Origin of the sequence: Sphingomonas sp. PWP1-2, assembly GCF_049898305.1 — a bacterium.
GTDB classification, from domain to species: Bacteria; Pseudomonadota; Alphaproteobacteria; order Sphingomonadales; family Sphingomonadaceae; genus Sphingomonas; species Sphingomonas glacialis.
This window is the reverse complement of the sequence record NZ_JAFCXM010000008.1, coordinates 61,360-81,943: the sequence shown is the minus strand read 5'-3', so window position 1 is coordinate 81,943 and position 20,584 is coordinate 61,360. Positions and strand designations below refer to the sequence as shown.

Annotated in this window: 19 protein-coding genes and 1 pseudogene; all 20 read right to left on the bottom strand. The window is 61.9% G+C overall.

Annotated features, from left to right (window positions below; all coding sequences use genetic code 11):
* Positions 1-315: 315 nt before the first annotated feature.
* The gene (locus tag ACP7C5_RS17930) at positions 316-2,052 is read right to left on the bottom strand and encodes a molybdopterin-dependent oxidoreductase (RefSeq protein WP_426265302.1); all 1,737 of its coding nucleotides are present in this window, start codon (positions 2,050-2,052) and stop codon (positions 316-318) included.
* Positions 2,053-2,780: 728 nt separating this feature from the next.
* Entirely contained in the window at positions 2,781-4,031 is a 1,251-nt protein-coding gene (locus ACP7C5_RS17925; protein WP_426265301.1) for a three-Cys-motif partner protein TcmP, read from the bottom strand.
* Between the two features lie 33 nt (positions 4,032-4,064).
* Complete coding sequence (locus ACP7C5_RS17920; RefSeq protein WP_426265300.1) at positions 4,065-4,847, bottom strand: DUF5131 family protein; 783 nt, start codon at positions 4,845-4,847, stop codon at positions 4,065-4,067.
* 105 nt (positions 4,848-4,952) lie between these two features.
* Positions 4,953-5,276 carry a DNA-binding protein gene (locus ACP7C5_RS17915; RefSeq protein WP_264612073.1) on the bottom strand — a complete coding sequence of 108 codons (324 nt, stop codon included), beginning with the start codon at positions 5,274-5,276 and terminating at the stop codon, positions 4,953-4,955.
* Positions 5,277-5,280: 4 nt separating this feature from the next.
* Positions 5,281-5,622, bottom strand: a complete 342-nt coding sequence (locus ACP7C5_RS17910; RefSeq protein WP_426265299.1) for a type II toxin-antitoxin system RelE/ParE family toxin — start codon at positions 5,620-5,622, stop codon at positions 5,281-5,283.
* A gap of 306 nt (positions 5,623-5,928) precedes the next feature.
* A complete protein-coding gene (locus ACP7C5_RS17905) occupies positions 5,929-6,837 on the bottom strand; it encodes a HEPN domain-containing protein (RefSeq protein WP_426265298.1) in 909 nt (302 codons plus the stop codon).
* 220 nt (positions 6,838-7,057) lie between these two features.
* Entirely contained in the window at positions 7,058-7,285 is a 228-nt protein-coding gene (locus tag ACP7C5_RS17900) for a DUF2274 domain-containing protein (RefSeq protein WP_426265297.1), read from the bottom strand.
* The gene (locus tag ACP7C5_RS17895; RefSeq protein WP_426265296.1) at positions 7,285-8,508 is read right to left on the bottom strand and encodes a TrbI/VirB10 family protein; all 1,224 of its coding nucleotides are present in this window, start codon (positions 8,506-8,508) and stop codon (positions 7,285-7,287) included. Before ACP7C5_RS17895 ends, ACP7C5_RS17900 begins: the two co-directional genes overlap by 1 nt.
* Complete coding sequence (gene trbG, locus ACP7C5_RS17890; protein ID WP_426265295.1) at positions 8,505-9,518, bottom strand: P-type conjugative transfer protein TrbG; 1,014 nt, start codon at positions 9,516-9,518, stop codon at positions 8,505-8,507. Before trbG ends, ACP7C5_RS17895 begins: the two co-directional genes overlap by 4 nt.
* Positions 9,515-10,198 (bottom strand): conjugal transfer protein TrbF, encoded by a 684-nt coding sequence (gene trbF / locus ACP7C5_RS17885; protein WP_426265294.1) that lies wholly within the window; start codon positions 10,196-10,198, stop codon positions 9,515-9,517. Before trbF ends, trbG begins: the two co-directional genes overlap by 4 nt.
* A 3-nt stretch (positions 10,199-10,201) precedes the next feature.
* On the bottom strand, positions 10,202-11,470 hold the full coding sequence (gene trbL / locus ACP7C5_RS17880) for a P-type conjugative transfer protein TrbL (protein WP_426265293.1): 1,269 nt from the start codon (positions 11,468-11,470) through the stop codon (positions 10,202-10,204).
* Between the two features lies 1 nt (position 11,471).
* Positions 11,472-11,837, bottom strand: a complete 366-nt coding sequence (trbK-alt, locus tag ACP7C5_RS17875; RefSeq protein WP_426265292.1) for a putative entry exclusion protein TrbK-alt — start codon at positions 11,835-11,837, stop codon at positions 11,472-11,474.
* Positions 11,838-11,847: 10 nt separating this feature from the next.
* Positions 11,848-12,594, bottom strand: coding sequence for a P-type conjugative transfer protein TrbJ (gene trbJ, locus ACP7C5_RS17870; RefSeq protein ID WP_426265291.1), 747 nt, complete (start codon positions 12,592-12,594; stop codon positions 11,848-11,850).
* Complete coding sequence (gene trbE, locus ACP7C5_RS17865) at positions 12,591-15,026, bottom strand: conjugal transfer protein TrbE (protein ID WP_426265290.1); 2,436 nt, start codon at positions 15,024-15,026, stop codon at positions 12,591-12,593. The genes trbJ and trbE overlap by 4 nt, the downstream gene beginning before the upstream one ends.
* Before the next feature lie 10 nt (positions 15,027-15,036).
* Positions 15,037-15,306: a VirB3 family type IV secretion system protein gene (locus ACP7C5_RS17860; RefSeq protein WP_426265289.1), complete on the bottom strand. Its 270-nt coding sequence runs from the start codon at positions 15,304-15,306 to the stop codon at positions 15,037-15,039.
* Entirely contained in the window at positions 15,306-15,638 is a 333-nt protein-coding gene (locus ACP7C5_RS17855; RefSeq protein ID WP_426265288.1) for a TrbC/VirB2 family protein, read from the bottom strand. Before ACP7C5_RS17855 ends, ACP7C5_RS17860 begins: the two co-directional genes overlap by 1 nt.
* Positions 15,635-16,618 (bottom strand): P-type conjugative transfer ATPase TrbB, encoded by a 984-nt coding sequence (trbB, locus tag ACP7C5_RS17850; RefSeq protein ID WP_426265287.1) that lies wholly within the window; start codon positions 16,616-16,618, stop codon positions 15,635-15,637. Before trbB ends, ACP7C5_RS17855 begins: the two co-directional genes overlap by 4 nt.
* Positions 16,619-17,019: 401 nt before the next feature.
* Complete coding sequence (locus ACP7C5_RS17845) at positions 17,020-17,772, bottom strand: phosphoribosyltransferase (protein ID WP_426265286.1); 753 nt, start codon at positions 17,770-17,772, stop codon at positions 17,020-17,022.
* A gap of 315 nt (positions 17,773-18,087) precedes the next feature.
* A complete protein-coding gene (locus ACP7C5_RS17840) occupies positions 18,088-18,507 on the bottom strand; it encodes a CopG family transcriptional regulator (RefSeq protein WP_426265285.1) in 420 nt (139 codons plus the stop codon).
* Positions 18,504-20,564: pseudogene (locus ACP7C5_RS17835) on the bottom strand (conjugal transfer protein TraG). Before ACP7C5_RS17835 ends, ACP7C5_RS17840 begins: the two are co-directional and overlap by 4 nt.
* Between the last annotated feature and the right edge of the window lie 20 nt (positions 20,565-20,584).

The following is a 20,584-nucleotide window of genomic DNA, read 5'->3' as shown; positions in this document are numbered from 1 at the left end:
ACGCCAAACATCCCCGGCCGCTCCTAAAAGAAGCAGCCTTACCAACGGCTGGATTTTACTCCGCCACGCTCAGCACCGCGCCGGCGTTCCGATGGCCTGCTTTGTCACCGGCGCATCCAGGCGAGCCGCCTCGGCATTCGGGGTGACAATATGGATGAATATCGTCGGTCCGAGACTAGGAAAAAGCCAGGATTGCTGGAAAGCCAATCCACATCCCCCTACAATTCCCGTGATGACGAATGTCGCCCAACCCACGTACAAGGCCGGACCGATTTTCAAGCCGTCGTCGCCAAGTCGCAGGCGGAGACGCTGTAATCAAATTGGCATCCGATAGCCGTAGAACTCATGGTCCTCATTGTAACCACCTTGTCCCGATCCAAGATCGGCAAAGTCATGCACGAACTCGATGGCCGCGACCCACTTAACCATTTTGAAGCCTAGCTCGTTCTCGCAACGTAACCGCACTGGAGCACCATGGAGAACGCTCACTGGTTCGCCATTCATATCCATGGCCAACAACGTCAAAGCATGTCGCATGTTTTCGATCCGGTGCACATCATAGTAGCGACCACCGTCCGCTCCATCGGCTAGGGAATAAAATACCACATAGTGGGCATCGGCATTCGGCTTCACCAGATCGAGAATCTGGCGCATCGGCACGCCGCCCCACTTCGCTACCCCGGACCAGCCTTGAATGCAGAAGTGCGTCGTGATCTGTTCTTGTTGCGGCATCGCACGCAACTCGGCCAAGGAGAACTCGCATGGTCGCTCGACCAGTCCACCTACACGCAGTCGATAGTCCGCGAAGCCGTTCCCGACCAACGCCTCGAACTCGGTCGAGGACGGCATCGTGCCATTGGGCCAGAAGTACGGGGAGATGTCCTTCTCGGTAAGCTCGCTTTTTGGGTCCCACCACTCCGCCCAGCCCTTGATCGGTCCGATCAAGAAACGTCCGATCCGCTGCACCAGCCTGGCATGCCGGATCGTGAAAGGCGAAGCCGCCCACCAAGCGACAGCGACCAGCGTGATTAGGGGGACAAATACCGCGAAACCGCTCCAGGACGCATCGTGCACGCCCGCCCACATCATATTTAGGTTGGTTCGTGCTCCGGTAATGAACACCAGCGTGACGTGCGCCAGGATGAACAGCAGGAACCACCAAAGGGCGAGAAAGTGGATCGAGCGTGCGCGCTGCCGATTTAGGACGCGGCCAAACCAGCCGAGGTGGTTCGACAGCGCAGGACTTTGCATGAACCCTGTTACGATCGACGTCGGTGCTGCGATGAAGACCGTCGCGAAATAGGCGAGCTGTTGCAGGCTATTGTAGTACGTCCAGCTGTGGTCAGCCGGAAACGTCAGCGACAAATATTGCAGCGCGGTCGAGAGGGCGTTCGGGAATACTGCCCAGGTCGTCGGCACGATCCTTTGCCATTGATCCGTAGCGAACAGGAGGATGTAGATCGCGATGCCGTTCAGCATCCACAACGCGTTGACCGAAAAATGCCACCAGCGGGCCAGTCCGATCGAATGGCGAATACCTGGGATGCCGAGCCAGCTCGGGATCGTCACTGAATCGTCCTTGGCGGTCCAGACCCGGCCGGTTGGAACGGCTTTCTGAAAGCGGAACCAATCGGTGCCCGGCGTGCAGTCGCGGTGCCAGTACAGCCGGGGGTGATCGGCCAATATCTGCACGCCGGCTCGAATGATGAACGTCATGAAAAAGAGGTTCAAAAAGTGGCTGATACGAAGCCAGATTGGAAAGCCTGATGTGACAACGCCGGCACCAGGCGGCGCGCCAGGATAACGGACCAGAAACGCCTGGACTTCAGGAATTGCTCGCAACGCTTGCGCCACGGCAACGCCGGCGACGAGAAGGATAAAGGCGATAGGTAGCGCCCAGAGCACGCTGTACCAACGTTTCCTGAAGCGAATACGAGGAACGATGCCCGACTGCGGCGGCATCCAGTGGTTGAGCCGGACGCGATCGTCCGCCATTGTGAGGCTTGCCTTGATCGGATCGTGGAGAGGCTGTGCGGAGCCGGCATATTCCATGGCATCGGTTCACTTAAGATTGCGAGCGGTATAGTAGCATAGTCCGCTCGATGCGAAGAAGGTCAAACACGCCGGTACAATGATCCGACAGAGTCGGAAAATGTCTGCAGCGCCCAGAACTTTAGAATTATCGGGCTACCAATCAGGCACTTGCGTTCGGTAATTCTCACATCCAACGGGAAGAACTCAACCCAGGATTAGATATCGGTAACAATTAAATCATCAGCCGGTTCCAGCCAAGCATGGTGGTAAATGTCTTCTATCATCCACTTTCTTATCCGACGACTTAACATGCACCAACTTTCAACGTGTGCTGATGGTTTATCATGCCGGCATTGTGGGAAACAGAAAACGACGCTCGCTATTATGAGCGGGATCGAGGTAGAAATGGACCTGGCCCAGCGGGCGCAGCGACCAGAGGCGGCCATAGTGCATGCTCGACTTGCCATGTTGTACTTCGAACGCGGGATGCAGTGAGAAACACAAGCGATGAGCGGTGAAACCGTCACCCCGAAGCCGTCCACGGCAGGCCTTAATCCATTTCATATTATCCATTTTAGTCGACGACGACGAAGCGATCCGCCAGTCGGTCGGCTTTATGCTGCGCAAAGTGGGCTATGTGATCGAGACATATCCATCGGGGCTGGCGTTTCTAAAGACCGCATCCCGACTTATGTCAGGTTGCCTGTTGCTCAGTGGGGGCGATGATGCTTGTCATGAAGCCGTCCTCATTTCCGCGGCTCTCTGAGGAACATCGGGTAGAAGCTTGTTTGCGGTTTGAGCTTGAGCACGTCCCCTATGGCGATGGTGTTCGCCTTGCGACGCTCACCCCCTGCAGGTGTTATGACCTCGACATCGGGATTCTCGATGATCGCGCTATGCACGTCATCCGTATGCGCCGGCGTCGTGTTGTAGATGCTCTCGTAAAAATCGCCCACGCCAATGACGTCGCCGGACCCAGAAATCAGCTTGGGAATGTCCGTTAGAAGCTGAGTCTTTGCGGCCTCGCGGCCGGAGAGATCGAAAAGGTATAGCGATCCATCTTCGTGGCTCGGGTCGTAGCTCAGCATGTTGAGACCCGAGCGGCCGAAATGCGCCTGGGCACTGCTGTTTTCGTGCAGGATGTTGTTGTAGACCTGACGCGCCCGGTAGAAATTGCCGAAGTGGATCAGCCAATATCGCCACCCATCGGGATTATTGATCGAGAATGGGCTGACGAAGGGCGCGCAAGTCCGGAAGGTTTCGAAAACCAGTCGCTCGGCTGCACCGAGCCAATTACTCTTGCTCATCGCGCCATTGAGCGTGCCCAGATTAGTGGCATCGATGTCGAACGGGCGGAGCTGAGCTGAGAGCTGGACCGGGTCCGACTTCTGCAGGAAAGACACCAGGGCCTCGATCGCGAAGGTGTAGAATATCTCGACCGAGTGATAGGATCGCATGATATCGAGCAGCGTCTGGCGCTGAACGTGGCTGTGGCCGCACTGGTCCAGGTTGAAGAGGACGTTGCGATAGCGGCCTTGGTCGAGCAGCGCCTTCATCTGCGGATAAACCACCTCGAACGCCTCGGTCAGATACGCAATACGCAGATGCAGTTTGGGGACATTTTCCACGATCTCCGCCTGCAAAGGCGCGATATTTCTCTTCAACGCCTCGATCGCGTCTCGATTGTGATCGTTCAGGATCAGCAGGCATTCGATTTCGATAAGCCCCAGGCCCTGCGCCGCGCGCTGGATATTAACGGTCTCGATCGCCCGCTTCAGTTCCTCAACGAAGATCAGAGGCGAGCCGGCGGTGCCGCACTGATAGCGACCGCCACCGGCAAACCCGTCGACGATCGCCAACCGGAACCGTTCTTGTTTGGGAAGTTGGCAGCGGACCGTCAGATATTCGGAGAAATACTCCCGAAGTATCTTGTGCTTGCGCCGCGAATGATCCTCCAGCGTCGCACCATCAGCCCACTCATACGGCTTTTCCGCCATGCTGCCCCCTTAGCAACGCCATTCCCCTTGTGACTACACGGCGCCCGCAAAGGCGGACGGCATTTCATCCCAGGTTTGTCCGCGATATTCTCTGCCGTTGGCCTTCTTCGACCGGCGCTTGTTGTCTTTGCCCCACGTTCCCCACTGCTTGAAGAAAAAAGCAGTTTCGTATTCTGTGCATTGGTGGTGGATCTGGTCGATCCACTCCTCCCGGATCGGCCGAGCCGACCGACCGCTCTCTCCGCCCACGATTGCCCAATGGATATCGGACAGATCGACATCTCCAACGGGACCGATCAGTGGTTCGAATGACAGAAAGCGAATGGCTGCCGGCACCGTTCGAAGATGATCGATCCGGCTCACAACGTCAGCATCTTCGACGCTGGTGCCCAACCATACATTGGACAGGACATCTTTGATCTGGGTCGAGACGATGGACGCCATGCGCTCAGGGCGTTTGGTGAGGATCTGGTAATTGTGGTGCGGAGTCTCGCGCATGACTCGCCACACCTCGAGGATGAAGGCATCGCTCACCTGTTCGTGGAACAGGTCGCTCATTGAATTGACGAATATTTTGCGCGACTTCTTCCAGCGGTGAGGAATGGTGAGCGAAGCCGGATCTTCCCGGACGACGCCGCTCCAGATGGTGCGTTTGCCACTTTGCCGGGTCAGCCCGGCATATTTCTCCATCCGCATCGCTTCGAGCCGTTTCGCCATCTCCATCGCGTAGCAGTTCGTGCATCCGGCGCTGATGACCGAGCAGCCGGCGACTGGATTCCAAGTGGCGTCCGTCCATTCAATCTGCGTTTCAGCCATGCCGTTCTCGCTGCACCGTCCGGGCCCGGATTCGTGCGCCGATTGCCAGTTGCGCCGCCTTTACATCACTCGGAACATAATGGGAACACTTTGAATGGGCGAGGTTCATGCCGCTTCAACCGCGTGAGCCTGGATATCAACGCCAAGCCGCTTGCGGACGGCACCGAAGATCGCAGCAAGGTTATCCATGCTCGGATTGCCTTTTTCGGAGAGCATCCGATGAAGACTCTTGCTGGGCTTGTTGGTCTCGACGGCAAGTGTTTCGAAGCCCACCGAAGCGTTCACCAAATCCCGCAGGATCAGGCGCGCGGTATGGGGCTCGCCGTTGAGAAACAGCGTCGCCGCTTCATCGAGCATGGCTTTCGCGAAGGCAGGATCACGCGCCGCGCGCTCCTTCACCGTCTCCTTGAAATCGCGGGTCAGTTCCATATCGTCATCTCCTGCCCGATGGCTTCGCAGCCGCCTTTCGGGCTTTGTATTCTGCCAGCAGCGCACCGGCCCGGTCGATATCGGCCTGTTGCCGCTTTTTCGTTCCACCCACGAACAGGATAATGAGGGCATCACTGTCCTGCGCGAGGTAGAGGCGATAGCCTGGTCCCCAATCGATCCGATATTCGCCCAGCCCGCCGCCGATCCATTTGACGTTCGAGGTGTTGCCCATCTCCAATCGCAATGTCACCGTGGCGACTTTCGCCGCCGCTTGCGGATCGAGATCGCCAAACCAGGACCCGAACGGATTTGAACCATCCTCCCGAATATATTCTTGAACGATCATCCAATTATCCGTCTAGTAACATATACGTTACCGTATGTCCAGCGGACATAACGGCTTCGGCCAGTGCGGGTAGCGGGCGCCTCCCTTCTTGGCCAGCGCTCTGTCAGCGATTCACCGAGCAGCTTTTGGGATGCCGATCGAACGGTGAACGGCGAAAATTGTGGCACGTAGCTGCATCCGGCATCATTAACGAACGGCCGTTTACCTGTTTCGTTGCCCCATAGCGGGCGGGCCGAAATCCATCAGTTTTGCCATCGAATTCCGCGGCATTCGTTCGGCAAAATCGTCAGCAGAGACGATTGTGCATCATTCCTTCCACTCCGGCGAGGCTATTCGGCGTTCGCAAACCTCGCGCACAAGCGCTTGCAACGTGCCTACCCGCTTGCCCAGCCATCGCAACTCTTCGGCGCTAATCTCATAATGTGGCGAATAGCGCGCATTGACATAGGCTTGGCGCAACAGATCGAAGCAACGTCGGCTGAACTTGTCATCGCGGGGCCACGCTGCAATCAATTCCGGCGCTATCTCCTCGCAGTGCGATCGTAGGAAGTTGAGGCGGTGAGACTTCGGACTGTACAGCGTCAGCGTCAAAAGTATGCTGTGGTATAAGCGCTCGGTGGCTTGGTGGAGGAGGAATGCTGCCTCGTTACGACCGCCTTTGGAGATCGCAAAATCGGCGGTCTGGGTGAACATCACAGCGCTTGGAAACCACTTTTCGAAGTAGGCTCGCGATTCGGCGAGCGCCTCTTCAGGTGGCAACTTACGCGGTTGCGCGAACGGAAACCCTTCGGCCTCGTAGAGCGCCACTCCCTGCTCAACGATGTCGATAAAAAACGGCCGCCCGCGCTTCAATTGGGCGTTAACGTCGTTAAGGGTATGAACGATGAAATTTACCGGAGCCGTAAGGGCATCATTGATCGTCAGATCGCGCATAAGCCGATCCTCGGCCGGCGACCAGAATTCAAAATCGCCCAACCGGTCGTCGCTGACGACGATCAGAATATCGTAATCCGACTTGTAGCCTCCGATCGGGTCATCGACCCAATCGCCACGCGCATAAGAGCCGTAGAGGACGATCTTGAAGATGCGCCCCTGCTTAGCCCATTTCGAATTGCCGCGCGCGTGAACCGCCTCAAATTCTTCAAACAGCACCCGGACGACATGCGCCAGCTCACGCTGTTTCGATTGGGGTAAATGGTCGAGCAGGTCACGCATCAGCGTATTCTAGCAACATGGCGGAGTCTCTGCACAGTCGAGAAACAACTTGTACCCGTTCCGATCGGCACATTTGTCACAAGCGCCACGTCAATGATCGCGACCCGTATGGGCCGAGACGCGAACTGCGGCTCGGCGACGCGCCAGCGGCGTAGAGCATGGCCGCGCCAAGCGCGGCGACGTCACCCGCCAGCTTTCCGGCACGCTTCTCAAGTCAATTTCACGGCGCAGGAACATCTCGGCGCGCTTTGGCAAACTCCCGATCCGCGCCAATAAACATCGCCAGAATCGGAGCGACGAGCTTTTCGGGCGGTTGGTTCGGCTGCTCATTCTCGGCCCCATGGGCGGCCGCGTAGGCAACCAAATCGCGGTAGATGGCCGCCGGTAGCTCAACGGAAATCTTGACCGGCTTGTCCTCGACTAGCGCCCCAAGTTTCAGCTTACCCATCATTTCTCTCCACTCTGGGGCGGTGCCAGCACTAGGTCGTACGTAACGATGACCCGAAAGGGATAACCCGGGCGGATCGTCAGCGTCGGCTGGATATTCAACTGACGCCGCACAATTTGCTGCCCGGTCTGGCTGACCGTGTCGGAGGTGCCCTGGCGCACCGCGCGCACCAAATCGCTGTCGCCGCTACCGCCGGCCTGCGCTCCGACACCGAGTATAGTCGATAGCAGGGCCGCCTTGGCGATCCCGCCCCAATGATAATTGGTGCTGTCCTGTAAACCGGCATATCCCGCCGCATCGGCACCGGGCTGGCGCTCGAGGATGACAGAGCTGCCGTCAGGCAAGATTAGCCGCGTCCATGCCAGCAATACGCGGTTTTGTCCGAACGACACTTGCGAATCGTATTCGCCAACCAGCTTGGAGCCTTGCGGGATCAACAACAGCCGGCCGGTCGGGCTATCATAGACATTGGCCGTAACCTGGGCAGTAATCTGTCCGGGCAAATCCGAGCGAATGCCGGTGACGAGGGCAGCGGAGATCACTCTGCCGGCCTGCAGCGTGTAGGGCGACGACAATGGCTCCAGCCGCTGCGTGCTCGCCGTCCGCCGATCAATCTCCGCTGCGAGAAAGGCGCGCTTGCGGCTCTGGTCATCGTCGCTAGCGGACGGCGGAGCGGCCGCAGCCTGGCTCGCTGCCCCGGACGTCGGACTCAGCAGGCTTGGGACTGAAGAAGCCCCGATACTCGCGCCCTCGCTCCCGGCACCCGAGCCAAGGAACAGTTTACTGATTCGCGCCGCATCGCGCTCCTGCCCAACGCGCTGACGCGCGGCCTGTGCCGCATTGGCATCCGCAACTCGCGGCCCGGAAGGTGGCGCGCCGACCGCCGGTGACTGAACATCCACACCGCGCTGTTGGGCGGATAGTATCGGCCGACCAAGGTCACCCGGTAGGGGTGGCCCAAGCTTCGGGATTTGCCCATAATCTTTGGGGGCACTCGCCAGACTGTCGGCGGTCGAATAGCTTTCGGTCTTGTAGAGTTCGGACGGCGCCTGCTTCGTCGCTGGCTGCAGCGCGTAGATGAGCGCGCCACCGACCGCGGTTCCGGCGAGAAGCCCGAGGATCGACAAGGCTTTGCGCGAGAGACGCATGACGCGCGGCGGGTCGCCGCGAAGCTGGAGGTTGGGCGGCGGCGGGAGCGCCGCCTCTGCGACGGGCTCGGTCACTTCCTGCCCTTTCGGCCGGTGTCGGCGGCGCGCACGATGCGCACCGTCTCCGCGCCCTTCTTCCCGCCCATGCGCAATTCGGCGGCGGCGAACAGGCGATCGACGATCATAAAGCGATCCCGCACCCGGTAATTGACGAGTTCGCCGGCACCGCTTGTGCCGACGACGAACAGCGGCGGCATCTCGCCCTGCGCGATGCTGGCGGGGAATTCGATGAAAACTTGCTGGCCATCGTCGAACGCGCGCAGCGGTCGCCAAGTGGGACGATCGCCGTCGATCGCGTAGCCGAATTCAAGCGCGCCGATATCGAGACCGGCAGCGATCGGGACCGCTGCCGCCGCGACCGCGTTTTGCCGACGCAAGGCGATCAATTGGTCTTGCGGATAGGTCCAGGAGACCGAGGCCATATAGGTGGCCGGCGTCGCGCGCAGCTCGAGGTGATAGGTCCGCCGGTCAGTGTTGATCACGAGATTGGTGGTGAGGTCGCCGCGCGTCGGCTTCACGAGAATATGGACCCGGCTTGACGCGCCAGCACCACTGGTCGTGTCGCCGATAATCCAGCGCACTGTATCACCGGCTGCAACCGGCCCGGCTCCAACAAGCTGCTCGCCTTCCTGCAACGCGATGTCGGTGACTTGTCCGGGCGCGGTGTAGAGCTGATACAGCGCGCCCTCGGTCCAAGGATATTGCTGGATCGCGTTGAGGAACCCGCCGCTTGCGGGCTGCACCCGCGCGGCGGCATTGGCGACCACGACGCGAATCTTGGGATCCGGCTCGTTCATTCTGGCACCACGAACAGGCAGCGGTTTCAACTGGCCGGGTAGCGGCAACGGGACTGGTATGGCGACGATATCGCGTTGGCCGACAGGCTCGGTAACCCGCTGCGCCGATATCCCGGTCGAAAGATCTACCGACTGCGCCTGGGCCGGAGAGAAGGAGAGACCGGTCAACAGGGAGGTCGACGCCAGCACTATGCGCCGGTGAGGAAAGCAAAAATGCGCTCGGGTCATTGGCTGAGTTCCTTCGACCAGTTGATGGCGTTGACGAACAAGCCGAGCGGGTTCTTGCGCAGCGCGTCGGCGGAGTGGGGCGGCTGGACCACGACCGTTACGATCGCCGACCAGCGTTCGGTGCGCGCGAGACTTCCGTCCTGATAATGGCGCTCCGTCCAGCCGACCCGGAAGCTGTCGGCGGAGGCGCGCACAACGCTCGACACATCGACCGCCACTTGCGCCTTGCCGATCTGCGCGAACGGGTCGTTGGTCCGCGCATAATCGTTGAGCGCGAGCGCGCCCTTCTCGGTCGTGAAATCATAGGCCTTGAGCCAGTTCTGCCGTACGATCACGGGATCGGCAGCGATGCCGCGCACGTCTTCGATAAAGGCCGCCAGATGGAAGGCGACCTGCGGATCGGTCGGCTTATAGTCGGCGGTAGCGGGTGCGACGGATGTCGCATCTCCGAGCTTGTCGACCTCGACGACCCAGGGAACGATCGTCCCGCGTGCGTTCTGCCAAAGCAGCCCACCGGTCAGTGCGCCTGATAGTGCGAGCGCGCCGAAGCAAGCGAGACGCCAGTTGCGGGCCTGCACGCGGGCCGAGCCGATCCGGTCGTCCCAGGCCTGGCCGGCGCGCTGATAGGGAGTGACCGGCTCGGGCGTTTGCCCATAGCTGATCGAGGGGCGCTTAAACATGGATCAATCCTTCTTGTTGAGATCGATGGAGGAGCCCGCACCGCCGCCGTCACCGGCGCGTACGGTGTGCGCGGCAACGGTCGCGGCTTGGCCGACCGTCTGACGCCGCTTCATGGCGGTTGCCCAAGCGGGCTGTGCAGATGCGCCAGCACCACCGCCTGACGCACTGTCGCCAGCACCGGCCCCACTTTGCTTCGCGGCCTCGGCGGCTTTGCGAAGCGGAGAGGTCGCAGCGCTCATAGCGGCCTTGCCGACGCCAGACAGGCCGCCAGCCACGCTCGCCGCACCGGACTTTCCGGCTGAGCCAGCCTTATAGGCAGAGGCGGCACCGCTGGCGGCGCGCGCGCCAGCCGAGGCGGCCGCGCCGATCCCGCCCGTCGCGGTTCCGGCCGCTAGGGCGGTCGCAGCGGCCGCACCACCAACGACACCGGCTGCGCCGAGTGCGGTGCCAGCGGCCGCACCTGCGCCGAGTTGCGGGCCGCCGGCAACGATGCCGTTGGCGATGCCCGGACCGAAGATCCCGAGACCCAATAGCGAAAGGGAAGCGAGAACGATCGCCATCGCATCCTCGATCGTCGGCTGGGCATTGGTGACCGAAGTGAACTGGCTGAACAAGGTCGAACCAATACCGATGATCACTGCCAGCACGAGCACCTTGATGCCGGACGAAATGACGTTGCCGAGGACACGCTCGGCCATAAAGGCGGTCTTGCCGAACAGCCCGAACGGGATCAGCACGAAGCCGCACAAGGTCGCGAGCTTGAACTCGATCAGCGTGATGAAAAGTTGGATCGCCAGCACGAAGAAGGCGAGCAGCACGATCACCCAGGCGAACAGCAGCACTGCTATCTGGATGAAATTCTCGAAGAAGCTGACATAGCCCATCAGTCCCGAGATCGAGTCCAGGATCGGCCGCCCCGCATCGAGACCGACCTGCGCAACCTTGCCGGGGTGGAGCAAATCGTCTGCGCTGAACCCGGCGCCGGATGCTTTGATGCCGAGCCCGGCAAAGCTGTTGAAGACGATCTTGGCGAGCGAATTCCAGTTGCCGATGATATAAGCAAACACGCCGACAAACAGCGTCTTCTTAACGAGCCGGGCGATGATGTCGTCGCCCTCGCCCCAGGTCCAGAACAAGGCGGCGAGCGTCACGTCGATGACGATCAGGGTGGTCGCGATGAACGCGACTTCTCCGCCGAGCAGACCGAAGCCCGAATCGATGTAGGAGGTGAAGACCTCGAGGAAGCGGTCGATGACGCCGGTGCCGCCCATGTCAGCGCGCTCCCGCTTCGGACGGGAGTGCTGCTGCGCCATCATTGATCATCACATTTGGCGTTTCGGACGCCGGGGCCGTAGCCGTGGCGATCGTTAGGTTCAGCGCTGTCGGCGCACCGGGTGCAATGAAGCGCCGCCGGTTCTCGGACCAAGCACGCAGACAGCCCGCGTCGCTTGCACCGGCCTGCCCGATCGACTGGCAGTGTATCAGTTCGGCGCGCCACGGATCGCTCGAGGCCACGGTGACGACCGGTGCTGCTACGGCCTCGCTACCGGGCGCTCGCCGCATGTCGATCACGGCGACAGTGATTGCGATCGCGACGAACGCGATAGCGACGGTGCGCGGAAGTGTCTTGCCGTCCATGATGCTCGCCTCAGTTATGGAACATGGAAACAGCGCCGCGCTGATAGCCCGTCCCCGGGGTCAGGAAGCGCCGAAGCTGTTCGCGCGCCTGGTCCTGCGCGGCGGCACGCTGAGCGGCATCGAGCGACTGCGCTCGGCCTTGCGCGGCGAGCAATGCGGTCAAGTCGGAGAGCTGCTGCGACTGCAACGCCAAGAGCTGGTTGCCCGCCTGGGTCGCTTGCAGCGCGCCGCTCGCCGACTGGCTGGACGTGACCAACTGGTCCATCGTTGTCTTGGCGCCGTCGATGTTGCCGACGACACCGGCCTGCACCTTCAGGGCGTCTTCGAATGCCCCTACCGAGTTTTCCCAGCGGTCCTTGGCGCCATCGACCAGCGCCTGATCGCTCGCCGACATGCTGACGCCGCGATATTTGGTGCTGAATACCTGATCGATCGACTGAACATCATAGGCGATCTTCTGCGCACTGTTGAGCAGCTGCTGGGTCCGCTGGACCTGCGCCTGCAGCTGCGCGAGCGACGAGAAGGGTAGCGAGGCGAGATTGCGCGCCTCATTGATCAGCGATGTCGCCTGACCCTGCAGCTGCTGGATCTGGTTGTTGATCTGTTGGAGCGAGCGCGCAGCCGTCAGCACGTTCTGCGCATAGTTGCTCGGGTCGTAGACGATCCCGCCGAACTGCGCGTCGGCCGGCACGCTTGCGACCGTCAGCGCGACGGCGAGGCTCGACACGACGACGCGGGATAAAAGCGAACGCTTCACGACACAGTCTCCTGATGGACATTGGGAAGAAGGTCGGCAGCCCAGCCCGCGCCACGCGCCCGCAGCCACGCCGCCGCAAAACCGTCGCGCCCGTGCTGCTCGAGCAGCTGCGCAATCTGGAGCTGGTCGGTTTTCGAAGATGCGGCGACGAAGGCGAGCGCGACCTCGCCGAGACCCAGATCGAACAAGCGATTGCCGCGGCGCGACTGGCAGTAATAATCGCGCTTGGGGGTGGCCCGGGCAAGGATCTCTATCTGCCGATCGTTCAACCCGAACCGCCGATAGATGGACGAAATTTGCGGCTCGACCGCGCGCTCGTTGGGCAGGAAGATGCGGGTGGGGCAGCTCTCGACGATCGCCGGCGCAATCGCGCTGGTCTCGATATCGGCGAGGCTCTGCGTGGCGAAGATGACGCTCGCATTCTTCTTGCGCAACGTCTTCAGCCATTCACGAAGCTGCTGCGCGAAAGCGGGGCTGTCGAGCACGAGCCAGCCCTCGTCGATAATGATGAGCGTCGGCGACCCGTCAAGCCGCCCCTCGACTCGGTGAAACAGATAAGAGAGCACTGCCGGGGCCGCGCCGGAGCCGGTCAGCCCCTCGGTCTCGAATGCCTGGACGCGGCCATCACCGATCTGCTCCTTCTCGGCATCGAGCAGATTCCCGTAAGGCCCGCCGACGCAATAGGGCGCGAGCGCCTGCTTCAACGCGCGCGATTGCAGCAATACCGTGAGGCCAGTGATAGTGCGCTCACCCACCGGTGCTGATCCCAGGGAACCGAGCGCCGACCAGAGATGCTCCTTCACCTGTGGATCGACCGTGATCCCTTCGCCCGCGAGGATCGCGGCGAGCCACTCCGCCGCCCAGTTGCGCTCGGCCGGGTCATCGACGCGCGCGAGGGGCTGGAGCGACACGCCACCGGGGCCGTCATCGTGCAAGCCACCGCCAAGGTCTTGCCACTCGCCGCCCATGGCGAGCGTGGCGGCCCGGATCGAACCGCCAAAGTCGAAAGCGAAGACCTGGGCGCGGTCATAGCGCCGGAACTGCATCGCCATCAGGCCGAGCAGCACGGACTTGCCCGCACCGGTCGGACCGACGATCAGCGTGTGACCGACATCGCCGACATGGAGCGAGAAGCGAAACGGCGTGGACCCTTCGGTTCGTGCGTAGAACAGCGGCGCGGCGTCGAAATGCTCATCGCGCTCCGGCCCGGCCCAGACTGCCGAGAGCGGAATCATATGTGCAAGATTGAGCGTAGAGATGGGCGGTTGCCGGACGTTCGCATAGAGGTGTCCTGGCAAGCTGCCGAGCCATGCCTCGAGCGCGTTCATGCTTTCGGAGATGGCGGTGAAATCGCGGCCCTGAATGGTCTTCTCGACCAAGCGCAGTTTCTCGGCAGCGATGGCGGGATTGGCGTCCCAGACGGTAACGGTCGCCGTTACATAGGCCTGGCCGATCATGTCGCTGCCAAGTTCCTGCAGCGCTTGGTCGGCATCCGCCGCCTTGTTCGACGCATCGCTATCGAGCAGCGTCGACGCCTCGTTGGTCATCACCTCCTTGAGGATCGCGGCGACCGACTTGCGCTTGGCGAACCACTGGCGGCGAATGCGGGTCAGCAGCTTGGTCGCATCGGTCTTGTCGAGCATGATCGCGCGGGTCGACCAGCGGTACGGAAAGGGCAGCCGATTGAGATCGTCGAGCAGGCCAGGGAAGGTCGCGGTCGGGAACCCCGTGATCGACAGGACACGCAGATGCTGCGTGCCGAGCCGCGGCTCGAGGCCGCCGGTGATGGGCTCGTCGGCGAGCAGCGCGTCGAGATACATTGGCGTCGCGGGCACGCGGACGCGCTGTACCTTGGTCGAGACGGTACTGTGCAGATAGGTCAGCGTCTCGGGATCATCGAGCCAGGCGACTTCGGGAAAGAAGCCCTCGACCAAGCGCAGGACGCGGTCGCAGCGGTCGATAAAGCCGGACAGCAATTCCCATGGATCGACGCCGGTCCCCGCCCGCCCTTCATAAAGCCAACCCTCGGCGCGCGCGGCATCTTCGGCCGGCGGCATCCAGGCGAGCGTCAGGAAGTAGCGGCTTTCGAAATGCGCGCCTTCCTCGGCGAATTGCTCGGCCCGTTCGCGATCGACCAGCGCTGATGCAACATCGGGAAATACGCCTACCGGATAATGCTGGGCGGCGAGGCGCTGCGCCTCGACGAAGACGGCCCAGCCCGAGCCGAGCCGACGTAGCGCATTGTTGAGCCGTCCCGTCGTCGCGACCAGTTCGGCCGACGTTGCGGAGTCGAGGTCGGGACCGCGAAAGCGCGCGGTGCGCTGGAAACTGCCATCCTTGTTGAGGATGACGCCGGGCGCGACCAACGCCGCCCAGGGCAGGAAGTCGGCAAGGTTGGCGGCGCGGCCGCGATATTCGCGTAAGGACATCATCGGACCGGCCTCACGCGCGCAGGAAATTGGGGTAGCGAAGGTGGCGGCGAACCACGTCGACGAACTGTGCATCGCGCTTCGCGGCCCAGACCGCCGCCGTATGACCGATGCCCCAGACAAGTAGGCCCACGAGCCACAGCCGCAGCCCTAGACCGAGGGCACCGGCCAGCGTGCCGTTCGCGATCGCAACGGCGCGCGGTGCCCCGCCGAGCAAGATCTGCTCAGTAAGCGCACGGTGGACCGGTGCGTAGAACCCCTGGATGGCCGGATCGGCGTCCATCAGATCAACGCCCCGCCACCGAAGCTGAAGAAGCTCAGGAAGAAGGAGCTGGCGGCAAACGCAATCGACAGGCCGAACACAATCTGGATCAACTTCCGCGAGCCGCCCGACGTGTCACCGAACGCGAGCGTCAAGCCAGTTACGATGATGATGATCACCGCGACGATCTTGGCTACCGGTCCCTCGATGCTTTCGAGGATCGACTGCAGCGGTGCTTCCCACGGCATGGACGACCCGGCGGCATAGGCCGGCAGCGTCAAAAACGCGGCTGCGACGCCGCAAAGCAAAGGCTGGAGCTTGCGCGGTGTCGCGAGAGGAAGGCGGAAGATCATGCTTGTGCTCCAATTTGGCCGAGGACGGCGGGGGAAATTCTGTAGTTTCCATCAGCGTCGAGCCCATCGACCCGAGCGAGTTCGGCGAGGCGCCGACCGCGACCATCGCGGACGAGAACCGCAACCAGGTCGATCGTTTCCGCGAGCAAGGCGCGCGGGACGGTGACGACGGCTTCCTGGATGAGCTGCTCCATGCGGCGCATCGCGCCGAGCGCGGTGCCGGCGTGGATTGTCCCCACGCCGCCCGGGTGGCCGGTCCCCCACGCTTTCAGGAGATCGAGCGCTTCGGCACCGCGCACCTCACCGATGGGAATGCGGTCGGGGCGCAGCCGTAGCGACGAGCGGACCAGATCGGAGAGCGAGGCAACGCCGTCCTTGGTGCGCAACGCGACCAGATTGGGGCTGGCGCATTGAAGCTCGCGCGTATCCTCGATCAGCACGATCCGGTCGTCGGTCTTCGCGATCTCAGCGAGTAACGCGTTGATGAGCGTGGTCTTGCCGGTGCCTGTGCCGCCGGCGACGAGGATGTTCAGGCGCGCCGGGACCGCCGCGCGGAACACCTCCGCTTGACCGATCGCCATGATCCCGGCTTCGACATAATCGTCGAGCGTGAAGACCGCGACGGCTGGCTTGCGGATTGCGAAGGCAGGTGCCGCGACGACGGGCGGTAGCAGACCCTCGAACCGCTCTCCCCCTTCCGGCAATTCCGCCGAGACGCGCGGGTTACCGGCGTGGACATCGACACCGACATGGTGCGCGACAAGGCGCACGATGCGCTCGCCGTCCGCATTGCCCATGGTTACGCCGCTATCGCTGACCCCTTCGCCGAGCCGATCGATCCACAATCGGCCGTCGGGGTTGAGCATGACTTCGATGACCTGGCGGTCGTCGAGCCACGCGGTGATGGCGGGTCCGAGCGCTGTGCGCAGCATCCTGGCACCACGCAAACCGGCTTCGGATCGGATTGGAAGAACGGCCACGGAGCACCCCGAGAAATGGCCACACCCATGCGGTGCGGCTGACGGGGATGATTAAGAGAGACAGAAAGGGCCGATACTCAACAGCAAAGTCGGAGCGTCGCGGCGTAGCGTAAAACGACTTGCAATCGGCGCCGTACTCGCGAGCCGGTTTCACGGTCCCGATCCACTTCAGGTCATTTCAGCGGTTGGCGCCGGACGCTGCCGAATGCCGATTCCTGCGAAGATAGATCGCTGGCGTTCGACGCTGCGACCCTGACACAGTCGGTTTGCGTCCCATATCGGACGTTAAGCACAGACGGTGAATACCGGCTCTGGCTAGGGCCACGCTTTCCCGATTTCACGCACGCTCCGCGCGTCGCGGCGAATGTCGAAGAAAGCCGAGCTAACCTTGAGACGGCTGGCTAAACCGCTGGTGCGAGACCGCGGCTACGTGCTTCGACTGCTGCCTTAGCCAGAAAATTCTCGATGCCGGCAACGGATGGCTGACGACATAGCTGGAGGGCTTCGACTTCGGTGAGACAGTCGATCCCGTGCCCGAACTGGGCTCGCCAGAGTTGATCGAGTTCTTCGCCATGCCGCTCCCATAGCAGATCGCGCGTCTCAGGTCTCAACGAAATGCGTCGAGCATCGCGGCTTTCGGTCAGCGTGGTGATCGCGATGACCTTCCCTCCATGCGCCTCCACGTGGCCGCGCAGATTGGCCAGTGTGCCGCCCAGCCCGACGTGATCATCTACCAGCACGTAGGCCGCACCGCTCTGCACGTCGCCGTCAAAGACGGCGGGCGTGACCAGCCTTTGAAACGCCGGGGCGCGGGTATGGCCGACCTTGTTGGTCTGCACGATCTCGCCGGCGACCACTGGCAGGTTGAAGCTGCGGCCGAGCACCTGCGCCATCGCGTCGGGGATGGCGTTGAAACCATGGGTTTCATCGGCGATTACCGGCAGGAGAAGCGCCTCGCGAAGACTAATGAGCGAGCGCAAGACCTCGACAGATTTCATATCGAGAAGGTCGCTGGCGAGCGTCAACGCGGCTTCCGGATCGCCTGACTTGGCGCTCGCATAAGATGGATGGCCGTCGCGCTTCAGAACGGTCGTGTGGACTACCACATCTGGGAAATCGGCGGGCCATGGAAGGCGAGTCGCTTGGATAGTCATAGCAGCAGACCTACCTCGACTGTCGGCTTTTGCGGACCCCGAATCGCGAGCACCATGGCGGTTCGCGAACGCAGCTTCACCGAACAATGAGGGTCGTATGCTGCCATTGGCTATTTGCTTTCGGGTTCACAACATCATGCGAACTAGAGCGCCGCCTTCGCCTCGGAAGATCGGCACGGATCACGCTTTCACGCGCGCCCAAGTGCCCGGCGAGAAACGCGTTTCGGATGTTATGACGCGACCGCTTCTGCACGTCCATGAAGCCATAAATCCGATTCGGACAGCGCCCCCTTACGCAGCTGCTCCATGCTCCATTCAGCGCCCAGGCACATCGCGCGAAACCTCCCTGCTGAGACGGGGGCCGTTTTCCATTTTCCGCGCAAGCGATTCGACGAAGCGCTCCCAGCGTTCTTTCCCCATCGCCTGGGCGGCCGCCAGCGCGGTGTCCGGGAGCGGAGCATTGTTAGTCAGCCAAAACCGGATGAAAAGAGCGAGCGTTTCGTTGGTCAGCTCGACATTCCACTCAAGCCGCTCGGCCTGACGGGTCAGCCGATCCAAGCGCCGGGCCAATGCTGCTTCGAGCCGATCGGCACCATCGGGCGACAGAAACGAGGTCAGCGCCGCTTCGAGGATCGCTCCTTGTGGCACCTTCCGCATCCGAGCCTGTTCGGCAAGGTCACGGCCGAGTTGTACCGGCAAGCGGAATGTCAGCTTCACGCGCGGCTTGATCGTCATAGCGCGATGCCGTCACTGGGATCGAGCGACGCCTGACGCGCCAATCCGGCGGCCCGGTCCTGTAACTGGCGTCGCGCGATTTCTTCTTCCGGGTTCGCCTGGATCCCGAATTCGAATTCGCTTTGCGGCGCCTTAGGTCGCGGCACGATCTCTTCCTGCACCGGCAAATCGGGTTCGCGCCGGATGCCTGCATTCGCGGGATCGGCCGTCGGAGTGATGTCTCGGATAACCTCCATTTCTCCCTCGTCCGGTGGCGTCACCACAGCTTCTTCCTTTACGATGTCCGCTGGCGTCGGCGGCGGTGAGGCGATAGCAGGCGCAGCAACGGGCGGTGCGCCCGTCCAATCGTCAGCGGGCAGTTCGGCTGGACGGCTGGCCAGCGGATCGGGCGGCGGCAGAAGCCGCGGGTCGAACTGGCGGTCCGCGAAATAGCGCGCCTTGGTGGCGCGGATCGGCGCAACACCCGCCGCCATGACGATCTCATCGTCGGGCGGAAGCTGCATCACCTCTCCAGGGGTGAGCAACGGTCGTGCCGTCTCGCTGCGCGATACCATGAGATGGCCCAGCCAAGGCGACAACCGGTGCCCGGCATAGTTGCGCATCGCGCGCATCTCGGTAGCCGTTCCCAGCGCGTCCGAAATGCGCTTGGCGGTCCGCTCATCGTTGGTCGCGAACGACACTCGAACATGGCAATTATCGAGGATGGCGTTGTTGGGACCGTACGCTTTCTCGATCTGGTTGAGGCTCTGCGCGATGAGGAAGCCCTTGATGCCGTAGCCTGCCATGAAGGCGAGCGCGCTTTCGAAAAAATCTAACCGCCCGAGCGCCGGGAATTCGTCGAGCATCAGCAGCACCCGCTGCCGCTTGGATTTGGTATTCAGATCCTCCGTCAGCCGCCTTCCGATCTGGTTGAGGATCAAGCGGATCAGGGGCTTGGTACGAGAGATGTCGGAAGGCGGAACGACGAGGTAGAGGCTGGCCGGCCGCGTGGCGGTGACAAGATCGGCAATGCGCCAGTCGCAGGCGCCCGTGACCTGTGCGACGACTGGATCGCGATAAAGACCGAGGAACGACATCGCAGTCGACAGCACGCCAGACATTTCGTTCTCGGACTTGTTGAGCAATTCCTGCGCAGCCGATGCGATGACTGGATGAACGCCTGCCGCGCCCAGATGGGGCGTGGTCATCATTGCCCGGAGCGCCGACTTGATTGGTCGTTTGGGGTCGGAGAGAAACGCAGCCACACCAGCGAGTGTTTTGTCCTGCTCCGCGTAGAGGACATGCAGGATCGCGCCGACCAGCAGCGAGTGGCTGGTCTTCTCCCAATGGTTGCGCTTCTCGAGACTGCCTTCGGGATCGACGAGAACATCGGCAACATTTTGTACGTCGCGTACTTCCCATTCGCCTTTGCGAACTTCCAAAAGCGGATTGTAGCGCGACGCCGCTACGTTGGTCGGATCGAACAACAGCACGCGCCCGATCCGTGCGCGAAAGCCTGCGGTGAGCGTCCAGTTCTCGCCCTTGATGTCATGGACGATGCAGCTGCCTGGCCAAGTCAGCAGTGTCGGCACCACCAAACCCACACCCTTGCCCGATCTCGTCGGCGCGAAGCAGAGGACATGCTCAGGGCCATCGTGCCGCAGATACGAGCCGCTCAACCGACCGAGCACGACGCCGGCATCGCCCAGCATACCGCCGGCCTTCACTTCTTGGGGCGTCGCCCAGCGCGCCGACCCGAACGTCAGCGCATTCTTTTGCTCACGCGCGCGCCAGACCGACATGCCGATCGCAACCACGATCGACAAAATCCCACCAGATGCCGCGATCGCCGCCCCGCGCAGGAAGACCGCCGGTGCATAGGCGTCGTAACTGAACCACCACTAGAAGAAGGCGGGCGGCGGGTAGATCGGCGTGCGCCACAGTGTGAACCAGACCGGCTGCAGCTGCGGCTGATAGCCGAGCGCGTGGGCAGTCCATTGCGTCGCGCCCCAGAGCGTCAGCAGTACGATTAGCAACACCGTGGTAACTTGGCCCCACAGGATTTTGGTTGCGGACATCAGACTGGCTCCGAGGATGA